This window comes from Bradyrhizobium huanghuaihaiense (assembly GCF_007830635.1).
Classification (GTDB): domain Bacteria; phylum Pseudomonadota; class Alphaproteobacteria; order Rhizobiales; family Xanthobacteraceae; genus Bradyrhizobium; species Bradyrhizobium huanghuaihaiense.
This window is the reverse complement of the sequence record NZ_VLLA01000003.1, coordinates 227,067-244,198: the sequence shown is the minus strand read 5'-3', so window position 1 is coordinate 244,198 and position 17,132 is coordinate 227,067. Positions and strand designations below refer to the sequence as shown.

The window sequence follows — 17,132 nt, the reverse complement described above, 5'->3', positions numbered from 1 at the left end:
CCCGCTTCAATGCTGCTTCCCATTCGCCCACACTTCTTCTCTGCTCCGATCGAAGTACTCTGTCCGATACCTTGAACCGTCCATGACGCGGGCAATCGTAACCCTCTGCATCTCCTGTCTTAGGAAGTTCGTTTGCCTTCGTGCCACATATAGGACAGGTGCTCATTTTATCTCTCCGCTTTGGTTTCCTTCGCGCAGCCAACTGTTCACGCGGCCTGTGCGCCCGCGACTACCGGAAGGCTGCAAGTCCGAGCATTGTGAGGGACGTCCGCCCGCCTTAACACAGGACCGATATCGCCGTGGTTCGACGAAGCTGCCGGCCCACATGCCGACGCTCGCATTCTCCGCGCGTCGTTGCGCTTGTGCATATCGGCCAGAGGAGTACTGCGGCCAATCGAGGGCGTATCCGTGCGAGACCATCCAATGCGCGATGTCTGGCCCGGGATCTCCGAGCTTGCACTCAGCAACGACGCGCCCGTACTTGTCTTGATCCCGCGGGATACAAGTGAGCGGGCGGGGGATCGCGTAAAGAATGCCAGCCAAGGCGGTGGCGGCTTTCTGCCCGCACCGATAGAGCTCACTATCGCCACCGCGACAAAGCTGATCGCTCTCAGGTGCGTCAATTCCCCACAATCGAATGCGCGTGCCGTGAACCTCGACCGTATCTCCGTCAACTACGCTTGCGCGGCCGACGATATTCTCTGCAGCCGCGAGCGGCTCAGAAAGCAGAATTCCTAAAATAAAGGCGGTGGACAGTCGGGTCATTGCGCACCAGTCGCAACATCTTCCTTGGCGCTTCCACGCGCCACAATCCGAAGCGCATCGTCGGGCAGGGGGCGCTGCAGCGCCTTGGCCTCGTCCCATGAGGCGCGCATCCAGACGTCGCGCTCCTCGTCGGTGGTGAGGATGACTGGCATGGCCTTGTGGTGGATCGGCTCGACGATCGCATTCGGTGCCGTCGTCAGAAACCCGTAAACTTGATGCGGGCCTGGCACCGGTTTCGACTTTGTCCCGCGGTCACCGTTGAACGTCGTCCAAATGCCTGCGAACGCGAACAAGGGTCGTTCGTCGGCGAGGGCGAACCAAACGACGTCCTTCTTGCCGGTCGCAGGGTTAGGCTCCGGAGCGTACTCGGAAAAGCTGTTCGCAGGCACCAGGCAGCGGTTCTCCGGCTTCAACCAGGCGCGCCAATGCGGAGAGCTGGTGTTGCGCACGTTCGTCACCGGCGGGCCGCCGACCCGCGGGGGCGGCGGCATGCCCCAGCGCATCATCGCGAGCTCGCGCTCACCGCCGTCCCCGTTGCGAACCACGGGTGCAGGATAGTCGGGGAAGACAGACGGCATTGCCGGCAAATTACCAACGTAGCGATTGACGACGCGGAACAGCGCCTGAATTGCCGCCTGGTTGGTGGTGACACTGTAGAGGTTGCACATCGTCAGGAGGCTTTCTTGGTACGCCTAGATGGGGCGGCGGGCTGCGGATCGCCGAGCGGGCGCAGGCCGATCAGCTCTGGCCGCCACTTCTTTCCGACGGTGCGCTGGCAGGGACTGCAGTAGAGATAGCTCCGCATTAGCGCGACCTGCCGATCGCGAGGCTGCACCACCAATGCGAGATCGATCATCTCTGTGTGTTTGCAGTGTTCGCAGCGCACCTCGAGCAGCGGAAACCCGCCCTCAATCGCCGCCGCGATCGTGGGGGAGGTGTGGTCCAGTTCACCAATAAAAAGGGCTGTATTCCAGGCAACGCAGTCGAGGGCGTAAGCCTTGGCGCGCGCGGCGTCCGCGACCGCGTGAGCCGTTGCGGCTTCCTCAAGGAGATGTGCAAAGGTCATCTCCGCCTTATGGATCTCTCGTGCGAAGTACTTTCGATCGCCTCCCGACATAGGGGGCGGCTTGATAATGCGAGCGGCGGACATGAGAGGGATAAAGACGGATTGAGAGAAGGCTGGCAAATTGTCGAAATGTAGGGGAGACGCTGCGGTAGAGCCACTGCGGCTGGTGGGTGTGGATAAACGACCATAACCGAACCAGCGGTTTGTCGGCGCATTCGGTGACGTCAGAAGGTGAACTTCACCTTGCATGGGGTATGAACAAGGAGCACGTCCTGCCGATGGGCCGCTCGTTTAACCACCTCGAATTCCGCCGGCAACTCGTCGACGCTGAAGCGCGGACTGCGCATGAACGGATAATCGTCTTCGGACACCCTGGCTTCACCGTTTGCTCCGCAATTCGGACACGTGATATTAAGCTCGAAGCGATCGCGCGCTGCCATTTGTTGGCCTTTCCTGGCTACGACGTTCACTGTGGGCGAGAGGCGCGGAGATTGATCGTACGCAGTGGCGCTGCGTTGCGGCCACATCTACCTCGCGTCGTCCCAAGCAATTTCCTTTTTTAATACGAGATCCGGCTCTTCGTTTACAAGCATTGCCGCGTGTTCCGCGATCCGGCCGAGGCATGCGGTGTCGAACCAGGCAAGATAGTCCTGCCGAACAAAGTCGACGGAGAACGAGCCGTTGAGCGTCTTACTGCGCAGTTGCCGCCTAAAAGTCACGTACGGTCGGACCTCCGGCGTTGGGGCTTGCTGCATCGAGTCCACCCAGTAAATGTCACTGCTCACCACCACTAGCGGGACAAAAAACCATAGATAGCGCCATTCGTCGTGGCGCGGCTCTCTCGGTATCTCCTTCATTCGCGAGCTGACGGCCTTGGCCATAGGAAAGAAGATTGCGTCGTACAGGCCGGCATGGTTTGCATGCCAGCCGCTCCCCTTGCGATCAACCCGACAGAATTGCACCGCCTTCTCGGGACGCTGATAAGCATAGTGCACGTTGGGGAAGCCGAGATGATGGAACGGCTCCGTCAACTGCACACTGCTACCTCCTTTCCCCACCGGTTTGTGTGTCTCGTACCATCGCGTGAAGAACACGTATTCTTCCGGGGCCAAGCGCTGATCCGCTGCGGTCTTCGGTCGGCCTATGAATACGAACGGGTTGCTGCTGTTCTTGCACTCGACAATAATCTCGAACACGCAGGAGAGCTTGCGCGCCTCGTTGCGTGCAATCGTCTTGATCGCGCGCACGTCCATCTCGCGCGATTTACCCTCGTCGATATCTTCAAAGGGAAAATTAGTCTGCACGTGGTAGCCCAGCCCTTCGAGTACAGTCGCGACCTCCTGCTCCATCAGGTAGCCGGAGTCGTTGAGGGCCTCCATAATATTTTCAGGCGATGGTGCCGCCGACATTTCGCGAAATCCTCCGTTCAGCCTGCCGGTATTTCGACGTCAGCCTTGAGCTGCACCGCGTTCTCGATCTCTGTATATAAATCGATCGCATGCTCCGGCGCGGCGATAGATATAACGAGAGCGTAGCGTCCTTTGTCAGTCACGCGTTGCTGTCCTAAGTGCGACTTCCACCAACCGCCGACTGGATAAACTGCAACTGCATCGTGGCCAGCTAAGTCGACCGCGTGCCCGCGCCATAGATCGCAGTGGAGCGACCCGGCTTGTACAGCCTTCGGGCCGAGTAGCCAGCAGTCGGCCTCCTTATCAGCGGTCGTTCCGTCCCTGTCTTGCGCAGCGTTAATGCGCGCTCGGAATGCGGCGTCGGTTTCGGTGCGTTTCTTCATTGCAAAACGCAAGCCGAAAGACCTATAGGTGTCGGGCCGCGTGGCTGCGCGACCCGTCAAATTTGGTTCGATGAAGTACGAGAGCGTCACCTTCATGGTGACGATCTCGTTCTCGAGCTGCTCCAACGCCGCCCGCGGCCAGGGCAGATCATAGAAATGCATCTCGTTGAACACGCCGGTTCGCCCATCCTTACCGACAGCGTAAGGTTGGATTTCCGCTTCAGCGACTAACGTCACGTCGTTACGGGCCGATAAGATCGCGCGCCCGATGTCCGGCACGCCGTAGCCCACCTCGCGAAGGATTTTCTGCCTATCAGCCTTCGAGTTTGTCGTCTTCCAGTGAGCTCCCGTGCCGATAAGCTTTTTCCGGATTGGCTGTGGCCAAGTCGCGCTATCGATGGCAAGCGCCCGATGCGTTTCGGGCCACAGTTCCATCAGGGCTGCTTGAAGCTGACCAACAAAGTTGCCTGCCACTCCGGCTGCGGCGCTAGTCGCCCAGAAAGGCACTAAGGGCTCGACGACCACGTCTGATCCGGCCGCAAGCAATGAGACTGCGGGGTGCCATCCGCAAAATCCGCTGTTGTCAGACAGCATGTTGCCGGCCTCGAACAGGACTTCTGGTTTGATCGGTGTCAAATCGTCGGGAAGCGATTGAGACCCGCGGCTGAAAGGGCTGCGATGGTTGGCGGGAACGACGGGCTCCAATGCCGGTGGCGGTGCCGGTATCTGATCCTTGCGGGTGATGCCGCCGATCGTCAGAGCATTCCAACTCTGTGACGGATCCTCGAGGGGTTGCGAAGGAACGACGTCAGCCAACATTCCTCCGGCTACGTTGCCGGCCGCCACGATGATGAACCGCTTAGGCGCTGCGGATGCGGGCAGACCCTGAGCAGCATCGCCAGGCATTGAGCCTGCCGCGACCTGATCGAGTGCTCCACTCCATGTCGATGGCCGGCTCGATGAGAAATCAATCGCTGAGTTCGCGAGACAGAAGGAGCGGATCACGCCCGGGCGTTCGATCTCGACCTGAGCTACGGCGCCTTGGGTGACCACTCCGTAGCTCGGCGGCTTGGTAGGAGGAAAGCCCTTCGGTGGAAGCAGCTTCATGGATTCCACGCCGTGTGTCAGCTCGACGGGCTGCGCTCCGTTCATATGCGGCTCGAGATCGCCGTAAAGAATAAGGCTGGCTATACCCGTTCCGTGCCCACCATCTGGGGCGTGGTCATCCGTTTGCCAAGCTGCGTCGTAAGCCCATGCGCCTTTTAGACCTGGTACGATCAGCAGATGGTCGGCAGCGACGCCAGTGTCTAGCGCGCACACTACAGATTTGTCGTCTGGCGCCCGTACCACACGTTGGGCAAGTTCAGCCACCCAATCGTGCTGGTCCAATCCCGGGCCGCTCCGGTCCAAGAAGGGCTCGATAGTCCCAAGTGCACGCCGAATTTCATTGATAGCTCCAGGGACTCGCGACGCGAAAGCAGCGATCACGCTCGCTGCGCCGTGAACGAACACAACGGTCGTATCGGGGAAGAAGAGGCGATCGGCGTGCACATCGAGTTCGGCAGCGCGGGCTCGCTCGGCAACTCTGTCGGCCCAGCTCGGTCCGTTTCGAACCCAGAACTCCCACCAGACGACGTCCGGGACAGTGAAATCGACATCACCGACGAAAAGTGACCGGACGGAGACGGAAGCGATCGTTTCGACGACCTCAAAACGATCGAGATCAGGGCGCCGCGCATTGCCTGGATCGCTTCCGTAATTCGTGATGCGTCCTTGGAGAAAGGTGCGGGCGTCATCAGGTACGAACACGAGCGCGCTCTCGGTACGATCGTCCCGCCGCTCGGTTCGCAGAACAACGATGTCCTGCGTTGGAAAATCCAGCGCTGCCGGTACCTTCGCCGCTTTGGTGCGTGACCCGTCTTCGGGCGGGCGGGTCGAAATTTCAATCACCGTGCCCGGCTTCAGCCCTTCGATTTGTAAGCGCGTATCGGCGGGTGGCGCCGGCAGGCCTCCCAATGCGTGCGTTAGCTGATTGAGGAGGGCGTTTGCGTGCGCAGCGTAATCCTCCCGCAGCGGCCTTCGTTCCTGCCTGCGCGACGGGTATTCGTACTGTGTCGCCTCACGAAATGCGTTGATTGAGATGTGCGGACGATCGCGCGCCCCGTAATCTTCTTCGTCGGCCCCCGCCATTTGAAGCTAACCCTTGAGCATGAATGTTTCATCCCGTCCGGCAGACAAAGGGTCTCGCTAACGCCGGTGGAATTTGCCCTTGAGGGTCTGACGATTTTGAAGCGCACGCGCGAGGGCAGCAGGCAACGCTTTCGAGGCGCCCTCAAGAATAGCGTCCTTAACGACAGCATCTGCCGCACGAACGAGTTCACCTTGGCTCAATCCCTCGAGCGCGGGCTCGACGGTTGCCCATGAGCCGTTCAGTTTGAAGTTGCCAAGTCGTCGCTCGATAATGGCGCGCGCGCCCGCTCGATCCGGATAGCTATATTCAATCACCTCGTCGAACCGCCGCGCCAGCGCTTCGTCGAGGATCGCAACGTGGTTGGTGGCCGCGAGCACGAGGCTATCTGTCGAGTTCGGCTCCTCCATGAAGGCGAGCACAGAGTTAAGTACGCGGCGGATCTCGCCGACGTCATTCGGATCGCCTCGACGCGAGCCGATCGCGTCGAACTCGTCCAGCAGGTAGACGCCGCGCGTTTGCGCGATCTGATCGAAGAGGAGGCGCAACTTCGCGGCGGTCTCGCCGAAGTAACGGCTGAACAGCGCTTCGAGCCGAACGGTGAACAAGGGCAGGTGCAGTTCACCTGCCAGCGCGGATGCTGTCATGGTCTTGCCCGTGCCTGGCGGCCCGACCAGCAGCATGTGAGTAGTAGGGGCCTGCCCATGGTCGCGCAGCCTGGCTCGCTCATGCTGCTGACGCACAATGCGGCTTAGACGCTCGCGCACGTCCTCCGACAGGACCATGCTGGCTAGGGTGATCTTCGGATAGGTGCTTTCGACGAGGCCCTGTAGCTCACCGCGTGGACGCGCGAGAGGGATAGGCGTCTGGCCGCCGGCCGGACGACCGCTACGCTGCTGGTTACGGGCCTTCTGGACCAAGCGTTTGAGTTGGTCGGCTTCCTCGGAACGTCCTTGACGGGCCTCTTGCGCAGCTACTTGAAGGGCGATCGAAAGGAACTGCTCCACATCACCGTCGATATGGGAGTTGAGGAGCGCGACTAAGTGCTTTGTCGTCGACATGTTCTCCTCCCTTCTCCCGCGGTGGGGTATTGATTAAGCGTCGTCGCGCTTAAGGTCCCGTTCAAAAACTAGCTTAATGGGGCCAGACCCCTTTTTCCTAGCTTCCATAGCCTAGCCGACTGATTCCTCCCAGCATACCCGTATAACTGTCATCCGAGACTTTCGTTCTACTTGAGCGAGAAGGGGAGAGGGCGCTGTTTGTGCGGCGATCTGAATTAGAGCAAAGTCTGCTTCCCGCCACGCGCCAAGGGTTTGGACCCAAATTTGGACCCAAACTCGATCCGGCCCCGAAGAACTAAACGGACCAAACCGTGCCAAAAGGCTCGTTTCGGTCCGAAAATCGCGACTAACCACACTGGTCGGCCCTGGCCCAACTAGGCCTAACGTCCCTTCGCGAACTCCAAAACCGGGGGTCGCAGGTTCGAGCCCTGCCACTCCTGCCAGCAAAATCAATCACTTAGGTCGAATTTTGGCGGGGCAGGGATAAGTAAGCCCGGTGGCGGCTGTTGTCCGCCACAGCAGGCCTTGCCGGTGGATTAGCGGGCGGAGGTCCGGCCGGCTTCGGCGGGAATCTGGCTGAGATCGACGTCCCGGATGGGAACGCGGCGGAGCAGCGAGAAGATCGTCCCGCCGAGCTCGAAATAGGTGCGCAGCCGCAGCGCACGGGAAGAGCCCTTCAACTCCGCATTCAGGCTGACCGGCACCTGCACATAGGTAAGGCCGAGCTGGAGCAGCGAGATCAACGCACAGATCTGATAGCCGTAACCGTCGGCCTTGACCGCGATCTGGCGCAGCCATCTCACGGGGTAGACGATCATGCTGTGGTAGTCCGACAGCCAGAAGCCGAACAGGCAGTTCAGGATGAAGCGCAGCGAATGCGACTGGATCGAGCGGTTGACGGAACGGTCCGATTGATTGTCGCGGTGGGTGATCACCATGTTGGCGGCGCCGACCGCCTTGAACATCCTCTCAATGCCTTCGTTCTGAAAGGCGTGATCGCCGGGGATCAGCGTGATGGAATCGAATTTCGCGCGCGACAGGGCGTATTCGAAGCCGGCGCCGACACCCCGCCGCTCGGCGTTATGATGAACAATGATCCGGCGGTCGCTGGCCGCGAATTCGTCCATGATCGCGCCGGTGGCGTCGGTGCTGCCGTCGTCGATCAGAAAGATCTCGAAATCGTCCAGCAGCTCGCGTGCAAGCGGCAGCACGCCGTCGATGGTGTCGGCGATCTTGTCCTGCTCGTTCAGAGCAGGGATGACGATCGTAAGCCTTTTTGCCGCCCTGGAAGGTGTCATAATATAACCCGTCGCCGGCCACTCGGTACTGTTGGAACCCCACCCACAACTCTAGGTGATCGAAACGCGGCCGACAATATCGGTCCCGTCAACCAGGTCAACGCAAGTGCGTTGCATTCGGGCAACAACTAGTCGACAAAATCGTATAGCCCGGTATCGCCGATGCCAAAGGCACGCCGCAGGCGCCCGATCCGGCCGGCCATGATCTGCCCTGCCGCCGTCACGGCAAACCGCGAATCGACCTGCTCGACCAGACCGCCGTCCATCAAGATCCCGGTCCGCCCCCGGAATAGAGCTGGAACTTGCCGTTCCACGACGTCCGACAGCGGAGCCGTCCGCTCGGGCCGTTCGGCAAGACCCAGCAGGATGTCCAGCGAGACCGATTTGTAGACTGCGCCGAAAGCGAAAACGTAACCCATGACGCCAAAGCCGAAAATCGATGCGGCGTCCCAATAGCGGAATTGCGGAACGGTCAAGATGCCGAGCAGCACGCCGAGAAGATGCGAAGCGACGGCGGTGATCGCGAGCACGATCACCGGTGCAAGCGACCATGCCCGAGCGCGCGCGACGAATTGCAGGACAGGTGCCAGCACGGCAAAGGCGACGGCAGCGATGAAACCGACAGCGAATGACATCGTGACGTTATCCAAGCCCGGTTGAGAAACGAACGAACTTGACGAAATGCGCCACCGCAAGCCCCTTGGCCGTTGGCGCCAATTTGCCGCCGGCCATCATCACCATTCCCGAACCGATCAGCAGCTTCAATCGATTGTGCGCGAAGGTGCCGAGATCTCCGCCCTGCATGTAGGCCGCAGCCCATTGCTCCAGGGTGAGGGGAGATCCGGCCCGGGCGAGCGCCGTGAGCAGCGTCAGGGTAAAGCCCCAGGCCAGCAGGCTGAACAGGACGTAGCAAAGCATCATCGCCGTCGCCAGGAGGAAGAGGCCGCTGACCACGTCGTCGAGATGCCTTGGACCCGGAATTGCGATGCAGGCGATCACAAAAAGTACCACCACGCTGAGACAGCCGAGCCGAAAACGGCGGCCAGCTCCGCGAATGGCAGTGATACGTGCGTAGCACAGCAACAGCAGCGGAAGCGCGACACTGAGACAGATCGCAGTGGTCTGCGCCGGGCCCGGAAGGAAGTTCATCGCGGAAAATCGCCTTGGACGCCTTGGACGCCTTGGTGCCGACCAGCCTGTGCGGTGTCTATAGGAGGTCGGATTTTTGGGGTCAATGACCTATCGAGATCCGGTCATTCGGCCCTTGCGGCGCTCAGATAGGCATGCGAATTCTTGCCGCCGATGCGTTCCCTTTCCCCTCCCGGCACAATGCTGCGCGCGACAGTCGTTCTGCTGGCGCTGCTGCTGGTCGCGCATGCGCCGATGCTGCTGAACGACGGCCTCTTCATGGACGACTGGCTGGTGCTCAAGCCGCGTCCGGACTACATGATCGACATCGATTTTCTCCTGTCCGGTGCCGGCCACCCGGTCTTCTACAGCTACGATACCATCGCCAACTGGACCGGTGCGCCGGTCGCCGTGATGGTGGCGCTGGCCTTCGCCGGAATTCTCCTCGGCGCCACCTGTCTGGTGCTGACCGCAACGCGGCTGGATCTGCTCGATCGCGCCGAGGCGGTCGGCTTCGCGCTGATCGTCTGGACTTATCCCGGCTATCAGCTCTGGGCGGGCAAGGCGAATGCGGTCTACGTGCTCAGCTTCGGGCTCCTGTTCGTCGGCGCGTGGCTCCTGACGCTCGCCTTCGGTGCTCATGGCCTGCGACGCGTTCTTCTTCGCGTCGCCGCCGCGCTGGTATTCCTTCTGAGTTTCGCGCTCAACTCGACGATCGTCCTCTATGCCTTCGTGGTGCTCGGTCTCTTCGTTGCGATATGGCGGAACGGGGACGCTACGCACGGCTTCGTTCGCCGCACATGGCTCGCAGCCTGGCGCTGCGCTCTGGGCTATCCGGAATTGATGGTGCTTCCTCTGGTCTATTGGGGCGCGCTCAACGTCTGGTTCAAGCGGATCGGCGTGTACGCGCAGCACTATGGCGCCCATTTCCCGACGCTCGGCGAGTTGGCGAACGGCTGGAAAGCGTTTTTCATCACGAGCTATTGGGACATCGTGGTCGGCGCGCTCAAGATGACAATCCAGGCACCGGCGCCGCTCGTCGTGGCCGCGCTCCTCGTCGGCGCGGCCTTGTTGTTGTGGTGGTCCGAGGCGAGGCCGACCACCGCGAAGTATACGGTTGCCGCGCCGCTCTTGCTCGCCGTCGTGCTGTTTCTCGCCTTGTCGTTTCCCTATCTGGTCGCCGGCTTGCGGCCCTCCAGCTTGCATTTCTATGAGAGCCGTCATCTGCTGATGTTCGGCCTGCCATCGGCGTTGGTCCTTCTCGGTCTCAAGCGATGGGTCGAACACGTGATCGGTCCGAAGGCAGCCTTCGCGCTCGTGTTCGGAACTGGATCGGTGCTGTCGATCGGCCTGCTGTTGAACACATACATCTTCATGCAGGCGAGGACCCTCAAGCAGGAAGCCCTTGCGAACGATCTTGCGAACCGCGCACAGCCGGCAGCAACGGTCTTTGCGATCGATGATGGTTTCGTCGATTACCCGTCCCGGCACGTGCCGTTCGGCCTGGCCGAGGTCACCGGGATGCTCCGCCTGGCCTGGGGTGATCAACCCTTCTTCGGATTTGCGTTGCGGGCCGAGCGGCCGACCATCCTCCAGGAAATGGAAATGGCGCGGACGGCGCCGGGAAGCGCGTTCCGTCATTTCGATCCGTCCGGGCCGCAGGCGACGATCTTGTTCCAGCCGGGTCCCGGCGCGGCGCCGAACCAGGCTCTGGTGCGCAAGTACTACGCGTGCCGTCTGCTGTCGCGTTGCGACGTATCACAGCTTCTGCGGCAACTTGCGGAGGTGACCATAAAGCCGGGTCCGATCGCGGGCATAGTACCGCTCGATCGCCCGAAAGCGGATGCGATGCCTAGCCGCTGACCTGCCGCTTCCAGATCGCCTCGGCAAGCGCAATGTCGGTCACCGAATCTGCGCCGGATGCAAGTGGCGTCCTTCGCTCGACGATGTCGGCGACGAACGCATTGGCCTGACGCCGGAACGCCCAACTGCCTTCGCCCGTCAAGCGCGTGATTTGGTCGCCCTGGTCGAGGATGACCTCCGCCTCCTGCTCGGCAAAGGGCGGGGGCAATTCAATGGTCACCGCGCCGCGCTCGAACTCGATCCTCAGTCCCTCTCGCCACGGACCTTCGGACCCGTTCGCAAGCTGCAGCGCGCAGGCAACGCCCCCGAAGTCGAGCGTCACCGTCGCAGTGCCGGAGGTCTCGACCAAGCTATCGGCGACCGTCGGCGATGATCCGAGCAGGTAGCGCGCGAGGTTGATGATATGACTGAACACGTTCAGAAAGTTGTCGTAGCCGGGCCGTAGTGTGCCCGGCATCCAGTCGGGACCATCCTGCCAGAGCTCGAGCCCGTCCGGCCGGGTTTCGCCGGTCATGACGAAGTTGTCGTGCGATCGGCCGGTATCGCCGCCGAAGCACCAGCCTCTTGCTCCGACGATGCGTCCGAGCGAGCCGTCTGCGCGCAAGCGCGTCAGCTTGTCCAGCGCGCGCGCTACGCCGGCGTCGTGACGTTTCATGTAGCCAATGCTGTAGACGAGGTGCTGGCGCCTCGCAGCTTCGACCAGCGATGCAGCCTGAGCCGTCGTGTAGGCCATCGGCTTCTCCGACAGCACGTGCCGGCCGCTGTTCAACGCGTCCAGCACGATCGGGCCGGTGGCGCGGCGCTTCGTCACGACCACGACGGCGAATACCTCGCTATCCGCGAGCAGCTCGCGGTGCGTGCCGTAGATCCGCGAGATGCCGAATTTCTGCGCGGCGGCGGCCGCCAGATCGGGCCGGAGATCGGCGATCGCGACGACGCGGCAGGCGGGATTGGCAGCGAAATTGGCGAGGTGGCACATCTGGCCGACCATGCCCGTTCCGATCATGCCAATGCCTGGCCTCACTGGCTAGGATCCCTCGAGGCGCTTCCGGACGACGAGGAAATGCGCCGGCTGACCCCAGGTGTTGATGAACGCCGGGTCTGACTGGGTGAGGGCTGCGATCGCGGACGCATCGCGCCGCCCGATCGCGCTGAAGATGCGATGGAAGCTGTCGAGCGTCGCCGTGATGGCTTCGATGTCGGAAGCATCGTCGGCGAGAATGTCCGTCGTCAGGATCGTCTCGCGCAACGAAGCGAGGCTCGCGATCACGCGCGGCAGGCTGTCGCCGAAGGGCTCGTCGATCATCCTGTCGACATCGAGCACCAGCGCTTCGATCGAAGCCGAGATCGCGCTCACCGCGTCGGCCTGGCCGACCAGATAAAGCTTCCGTCCGCCGAGGAAGCTCAGGCGGCTGCGGTCGAGGTGGCGCGTCGCGCGACGCAGCTTCTCGTCCGCCGGCAGGACCTTCTTGTGCCAGTAGACGTCCAGGCTGTCACGATAGGCGGGCCATGCCGAATGGATGTCGAACCCCTGCTCATGCGCCGCCGTGCAGAGGGCGCCCGAATCGAGGAAATACCGGTATCGGACGAACGGATTTTCGAGCACGTCCATCAGCCAGGATTCGAAGCTGCGGGTGTGCGGAATGCTGTTCCACTTCGCCTCGAACAGCGACTTCGCCGTTTCCAGCGCCGGTCGGCCCGTCAGAGCCTTGCCTGCGGCATGGATCGCCTTGAGCGCGAGCTCGAAGAAGCCGCCATAGCGTTCGTAATAGGAAACGACGGCATAACCGTCCGGATTGAGCAGCCGGTGGAAGATGCCGAGCCATTTTTCGCTCGGCTGCACCGTGTAGATGAATCCTTCGGCATCGATGATGTCGAAACGCCGATCGCTGTGAAACCCCTCGACATCGGCCAGCGCGAGTTTGCGCAGACGATCGGTCAGGCCGAAATGCGCGAAATAGGCCTCGATTTTCGGATGCGCATGCCGGTTCGGTTCGGCGAGCGTCATGTTCGCGCCCCAGCCGGCAAACACGAGGGCGTTCTCGCCGGAATCAGGACCGAATTCGAGCACCTCGGCGTCGCGGAACAGCCGCGGCGGCAGCACGAGCTTGTCCGAAAACAGTTCGCGCCGCTGGCTGGCATATGCGTCGAGTTCGGCGGCCGATTTGAAATTCCCGAACGTCGGCAGGACGTCCTGACGTTCGTAGTAGTTGAAGAGCTTGTCGTCAGCCATGCCGCGACCCTGCGGCCGCTTCGAGGCGATCGAGCTCGCTCCAGATATCGGAGGGCGCGAAGATGGAGACGATGTGCAGCGGGCGCTTCACGTTCTCGCGCAGCCGGCTGCTGACCTTGGCCTCGTTCTCCTGGTTCACGGCCAGAAGACAGACGAGCGCGTTCGACTTGCCGGTAAGATCCTCCGGCGAGCGGATCGGGATCCCGGTGCCCGGCAGGAACAGCCCCTGGCGCTCCTTCTGGTCGTCGACCGAGAGGTCGATGAGATCCGCCAGCTCATGCGCATTGGTGAAGGTGCAGGCGCGGCAGCCGGCGCCATAGATGGCGATCTCGGCGCCGCTGGCGCGGGCCTTGGCGAGAATCGGTCGCAGGCGGGCGCCATACTCCCTCGCGCGCTGACCGAATTTCTCACCGACGCCGGCCGGGGCGGGCGGGGGCGTCACCTGGTGCGCGGCGCGGCGGGCCGCGATCGCGAGGCTGCCGCCGCTGAAATTATACTTCTTCACGGACACCGCTTCGAAGCCGTGGCGCGCCAGCAGGGCGAGCAGGGTCGGCTCGGTGAAATAGCTGACGTGCTCCTCCCAAAGGACGGAGAGGTCTCCGGCCGTCGAGCCGGGTGCGAAATCCGGCACGTCGATGAACAGCAGCCCGTCGTCCTTGAGCGCGATCTTCACGCAATCGAAAAAGTTCTCGAAATCGACGATGTGCTCCAGCACCTGGCGCGATACGACGAGATCGAACTTGCCGGCCTGCTCCACGGCGTCGTGACACATCGCCGGGCTGATCATATCGGCATAGACCTTGATGCCGCGCTCGCGCGCGATTTTGCCCGATACCGGGTTGGGCTCGACGCCGACCAGGACGTTCGCGCCGCGCTCGCGCAGTTTGTCCATGAACAGGCCGTCGTTGCAGCCGATCTCGAACACGGATTGGTGCTTCGAGAATTTCGCGATCGTATCGAGCTCGTCGACCTGGTGCGGCTCAGGCTTCCAGCTGCTGAAATTGTAGTTGAACTGCCGATACAGGATGTCGGGGTCGATCGGCTTGACGATCTGGGGCAGACCGCACTCGCCGCAGGCGAGTACCTCGAACGGGTACCGTTCGTCCTGCTCGTTCCGGCTGTGTCGAAGCCGATGCGCAATCGGCATCAATCCGAGGTCGATGACCGGTCGGAGGTCGGTCGAATGGCAGAGGCGGCAATGATCGGTCACGGGTCTAGCTCTTTGCAGGAAACGTTCTGAAGTTGTGGCCCCGAGCCATTACGGCCCGCAACTGGCATTGTACGGCTATATAGGGCCCCAGCGTTCACCTCAATTGATAAGTTAAGGTCCCGCACTGTTCGCAAGTACCCTATCCGATCGACGGACGCGTGAAAAAAAGAGCCGATTCGACGGGATTTTGCAGTGACAATCTTGCGTGAGGCCGGCCTCGCGAAACCGTCGGCGTCGCCTTGCCGTGCGGCACATCCGCAAGGCGCTATTCTTCATGCTTGGTAGAGTGTTGCCGGGATCGCCATGCGGCAAGCACTGCAATACCCTCCCAATACTCTTTGCTTCCTCCGGTCACACGACTGCGGTTCCGCAGCTCGGTGATTGCTGCAACTTGTGCGTCGCTCATTTGGACTCCCAAACCCTTCCACGTCAGCAATATGTAGTCTGCTCCGACATGGAGCACGTCTAGATTGCGCTGCATGCTATCTGGATCAAAAAGCGGGCTCTGCCCGTGTGCCCAGAAATCGAGCCTGTTGCTCTCGATGTAAAAGGCATTCACTTCGTGCCGGCGCAAAGCGGCGATGCTGAGCGGAGGCGGTCCGAGCAGAACGTCTCCATAGTCAGGCAGGAACACCGGATGCAGGGTGTCGACCACCCGGCCGGATGGCAGGAGAGGGGATTCGGCGCAGGTCGGCAGGAAGCGCAGAGCGGAATTGACGGGCAGGATGTGCCAGCCGGACGGAACGTGGCGTGAGACCTCCAGACAGCGGCGAGGATCTAGATCGTCAAAGGAAGGGGAGGTGCCAACCAAACCGATGCGACCAGTGACATATGCCAAGGCACCCCCGACGCGCGCCCGGGTTATCTCGCCCTGCGACCTTGCCACCACAGTTGCAACCAAGGCCGCCAGACAGATCGCAATTGTCGCAGCAGGCAGGGAGCCGACATGGTTTTGCAATCGGTATCGTCGAAAGACGCCGGCAAGGGGCACTATCACTGCAATGGCAATCAGAGGCGTTGCGACCGACCGGAAAGCGAGCATGCGCTCGAGACTTCCATGCGAAGTGAGAGTGATGAGGCAGACTACGGCGAGCAGAGAGAGACCCAGGCCGATGGCGAAGGGGCCGTTCCCCTGTGGTCGCCGCACGCCAAGCAAGGCGGCGCATGCGACAATGAAGACAGGATATGCCCAGAAGTTCGCCGCAAAAAACAAGCCGGAGAGCACCGTCCAGAAGCGATGCGCCGCGGCCACGACGTCGAGCATCGAAAATCCGGCATATTTGATGCCCTGCGCGTTGTTCACGTAGACCATGAGGTCCAAGCTGGAGATTTGACGAAAGCGCTCGACGTTGATGAGAGGCATGAACACGCCGATCGGATTCACCTCGGCGATGCCGAGATAGATCTGATTGACCAGGAGGCTAAGAGCCGCTGTGCCAAGGCCGATTGCGGCCACCACGAGCGGCCGCACCATACCGCGTGGGCCGTGAGCGAACCAGCCGGCTCCCGCTCCCGCCATCAAGAACGCTGCGGCGATGATTGCCGCTTGGGGGATCATGATCGCGATGGATATAACGGCCGGCACCAAGGCGCGGAAGATCACGCGAACCTTTGTGGTGGCATAGAGCAGCCCGCCCCAACATACAAACAGGAGGAAGGCTCCTGTCTCGTAGTGAAAGCGTCCAGTTTCCAGTCCGATAAAGCTCGACCACATTGCGATCAAGGTCGCGCAGCCCGGCAATATCCAGCCCCTTGTGAGTCGCGCTGCGATGCGATGGACCAATGCAGTGATGGACAGCAAGTAAACAACGGAAAGCACTTGATGAGCCATCGGACCTGCGAAGCTCACAAGCAACATATCGGCCCCATGGCCGCGGCCGAGCAAAAACCAGAACAGCTTCGGTTCGTCGGGATTGAGCCAAAGCGTATGCCGGTTCTGCAGGTCGGCGAGAAGCGGAAGATAAAGCTGTGGAATATCACCGCGGGTCGCGTCGAGCACAACGCCTTTCACGAGCAGGAGTACGAGGGCGGATAAACCCAGCATCCCGACCAGCAGCCATTCGGCTGCCGTAGATGGTGTCCAATGGCCGCTGGATGGTCGAGCCAGCTGCCGCGCAAGGTAGCAGGCTATGATAGCCGTCAGGAATGGGACGGTGATCCACGGGAAGAGCAACCCGGCCGCACCGAGGCAAACGCCAATCAAGCTGCAGAGAGCCGCGCCGCCGAAGAATTGCAGCACGAGCAAGTCGGCGGTGTCGAGGTAGATATCCTCGTCGGCGAGCGGGCTAACGAGCAGGGCCCCCATTCCGACAAACGCGAGAGCGACATAGGGAGCGAGGATAGCGAGACACAAGCTGTTCCACGCTGTGAGGAAGCCGCCGCTGAAAAATTGGACCTCGGGAGGAATCTTCACCAAAAGGCCGAACGCGGCGATGAGGAAGGGAGCTGTCATCAAGGCGGCCCGCGCACTCGCTTGCCAGCGGGGCCCGCCCCAAGACAGGTATCTGCTGAAATGCATCCGAAGTCTC

The 17,132-nt window shown here is 61.4% G+C and carries 15 protein-coding genes; 1 reads left to right on the top strand and 14 read right to left on the bottom strand.

The genetic code is table 11. The features are described 5' to 3' along the window. Positions 1–162 precede the first annotated feature (162 nt). The 10 genes from IQ16_RS08845 to IQ16_RS08800 form a co-directional block, all read right to left on the bottom strand. Entirely contained in the window at positions 163–765 is a 603-nt protein-coding gene (locus IQ16_RS08845; RefSeq protein WP_145831375.1) for a thermonuclease family protein, read from the bottom strand. After that, positions 762–1,433, bottom strand: a complete 672-nt coding sequence (locus tag IQ16_RS08840; protein ID WP_145831374.1) for an SOS response-associated peptidase — start codon at positions 1,431–1,433, stop codon at positions 762–764. The genes IQ16_RS08845 and IQ16_RS08840 overlap by 4 nt, the downstream gene beginning before the upstream one ends. 2 nt (positions 1,434–1,435) lie before the next feature. Continuing rightward, complete coding sequence (locus IQ16_RS08835) at positions 1,436–1,831, bottom strand: hypothetical protein (protein WP_145831373.1); 396 nt, start codon at positions 1,829–1,831, stop codon at positions 1,436–1,438. Positions 1,832–2,055: 224 nt separating this feature from the next. Next, positions 2,056–2,271, bottom strand: a complete 216-nt coding sequence (locus IQ16_RS08830) for a hypothetical protein (protein ID WP_145831372.1) — start codon at positions 2,269–2,271, stop codon at positions 2,056–2,058. Positions 2,272–2,358: 87 nt separating this feature from the next. Then, the gene (locus IQ16_RS08825) at positions 2,359–3,240 is read right to left on the bottom strand and encodes a hypothetical protein (RefSeq protein WP_145831371.1); all 882 of its coding nucleotides are present in this window, start codon (positions 3,238–3,240) and stop codon (positions 2,359–2,361) included. A gap of 17 nt (positions 3,241–3,257) precedes the next feature. Further along, complete coding sequence (locus tag IQ16_RS08820) at positions 3,258–5,813, bottom strand: S8 family peptidase (protein ID WP_145831370.1); 2,556 nt, start codon at positions 5,811–5,813, stop codon at positions 3,258–3,260. A 57-nt stretch (positions 5,814–5,870) separates the two neighbouring features. Next, the gene (locus IQ16_RS08815) at positions 5,871–6,872 is read right to left on the bottom strand and encodes an AAA family ATPase (protein ID WP_145831369.1); all 1,002 of its coding nucleotides are present in this window, start codon (positions 6,870–6,872) and stop codon (positions 5,871–5,873) included. Between the two features lie 536 nt (positions 6,873–7,408). Next, the gene (locus tag IQ16_RS08810; RefSeq protein WP_018647203.1) at positions 7,409–8,170 is read right to left on the bottom strand and encodes a glycosyltransferase family 2 protein; all 762 of its coding nucleotides are present in this window, start codon (positions 8,168–8,170) and stop codon (positions 7,409–7,411) included. 128 nt (positions 8,171–8,298) lie between these two features. Beyond that, positions 8,299–8,805, bottom strand: coding sequence for a hypothetical protein (locus tag IQ16_RS08805; RefSeq protein WP_026312663.1), 507 nt, complete (start codon positions 8,803–8,805; stop codon positions 8,299–8,301). 7 nt (positions 8,806–8,812) lie between these two features. Further along, positions 8,813–9,319, bottom strand: coding sequence for a hypothetical protein (locus IQ16_RS08800; protein WP_018647205.1), 507 nt, complete (start codon positions 9,317–9,319; stop codon positions 8,813–8,815). A 153-nt stretch (positions 9,320–9,472) separates the two neighbouring features. Here IQ16_RS08800 and IQ16_RS08795 point away from each other — a divergent pair, with 153 nt between their 5' ends. Continuing rightward, on the top strand, positions 9,473–11,161 hold the full coding sequence (locus IQ16_RS08795; RefSeq protein WP_145831367.1) for a hypothetical protein: 1,689 nt from the start codon (positions 9,473–9,475) through the stop codon (positions 11,159–11,161). Here the strand turns inward: IQ16_RS08795 and IQ16_RS08790 are convergent. From IQ16_RS08790 to IQ16_RS08775, 4 genes are all read right to left on the bottom strand, one after another. Next, the gene (locus IQ16_RS08790; RefSeq protein ID WP_018647207.1) at positions 11,151–12,185 is read right to left on the bottom strand and encodes a Gfo/Idh/MocA family protein; all 1,035 of its coding nucleotides are present in this window, start codon (positions 12,183–12,185) and stop codon (positions 11,151–11,153) included. The two genes, IQ16_RS08795 and IQ16_RS08790, sit on opposite strands and share 11 nt — an antisense overlap. Before the next feature lie 3 nt (positions 12,186–12,188). Further along, complete coding sequence (locus IQ16_RS08785) at positions 12,189–13,394, bottom strand: class I SAM-dependent methyltransferase (protein ID WP_018647208.1); 1,206 nt, start codon at positions 13,392–13,394, stop codon at positions 12,189–12,191. Continuing rightward, positions 13,387–14,604: a class I SAM-dependent methyltransferase gene (locus IQ16_RS08780; RefSeq protein ID WP_018647209.1), complete on the bottom strand. Its 1,218-nt coding sequence runs from the start codon at positions 14,602–14,604 to the stop codon at positions 13,387–13,389. Before IQ16_RS08780 ends, IQ16_RS08785 begins: the two co-directional genes overlap by 8 nt. Before the next feature lie 265 nt (positions 14,605–14,869). Next, a complete protein-coding gene (locus IQ16_RS08775) occupies positions 14,870–17,122 on the bottom strand; it encodes a hypothetical protein (RefSeq protein ID WP_018647210.1) in 2,253 nt (750 codons plus the stop codon). Positions 17,123–17,132 lie beyond the last annotated feature (10 nt).

Coding starts and splice junctions, on each gene's coding strand:
- IQ16_RS08815 (WP_145831369.1), bottom strand. CDS start 6,872: ATGTCGACGACAAAGCACTTAGTCGCGCTCCTCAACTCCCATATCGAC.
- IQ16_RS08805 (WP_026312663.1), bottom strand. CDS start 8,805: ATGTCATTCGCTGTCGGTTTCATCGCTGCCGTCGCCTTTGCCGTGCTG.
- IQ16_RS08775 (WP_018647210.1), bottom strand. CDS start 17,122: ATGCATTTCAGCAGATACCTGTCTTGGGGCGGGCCCCGCTGGCAAGCG.
- IQ16_RS08820 (WP_145831370.1), bottom strand. CDS start 5,813: ATGGCGGGGGCCGACGAAGAAGATTACGGGGCGCGCGATCGTCCGCAC.
- IQ16_RS08795 (WP_145831367.1), top strand. CDS start 9,473: ATGCGTTCCCTTTCCCCTCCCGGCACAATGCTGCGCGCGACAGTCGTT.
- IQ16_RS08835 (WP_145831373.1), bottom strand. CDS start 1,831: ATGACCTTTGCACATCTCCTTGAGGAAGCCGCAACGGCTCACGCGGTC.
- IQ16_RS08840 (WP_145831374.1), bottom strand. CDS start 1,433: ATGTGCAACCTCTACAGTGTCACCACCAACCAGGCGGCAATTCAGGCG.
- IQ16_RS08845 (WP_145831375.1), bottom strand. CDS start 765: ATGACCCGACTGTCCACCGCCTTTATTTTAGGAATTCTGCTTTCTGAG.
- IQ16_RS08810 (WP_018647203.1), bottom strand. CDS start 8,170: ATGACACCTTCCAGGGCGGCAAAAAGGCTTACGATCGTCATCCCTGCT.
- IQ16_RS08830 (WP_145831372.1), bottom strand. CDS start 2,271: ATGGCAGCGCGCGATCGCTTCGAGCTTAATATCACGTGTCCGAATTGC.
- IQ16_RS08800 (WP_018647205.1), bottom strand. CDS start 9,319: ATGAACTTCCTTCCGGGCCCGGCGCAGACCACTGCGATCTGTCTCAGT.
- IQ16_RS08825 (WP_145831371.1), bottom strand. CDS start 3,240: ATGTCGGCGGCACCATCGCCTGAAAATATTATGGAGGCCCTCAACGAC.
- IQ16_RS08785 (WP_018647208.1), bottom strand. CDS start 13,394: ATGGCTGACGACAAGCTCTTCAACTACTACGAACGTCAGGACGTCCTG.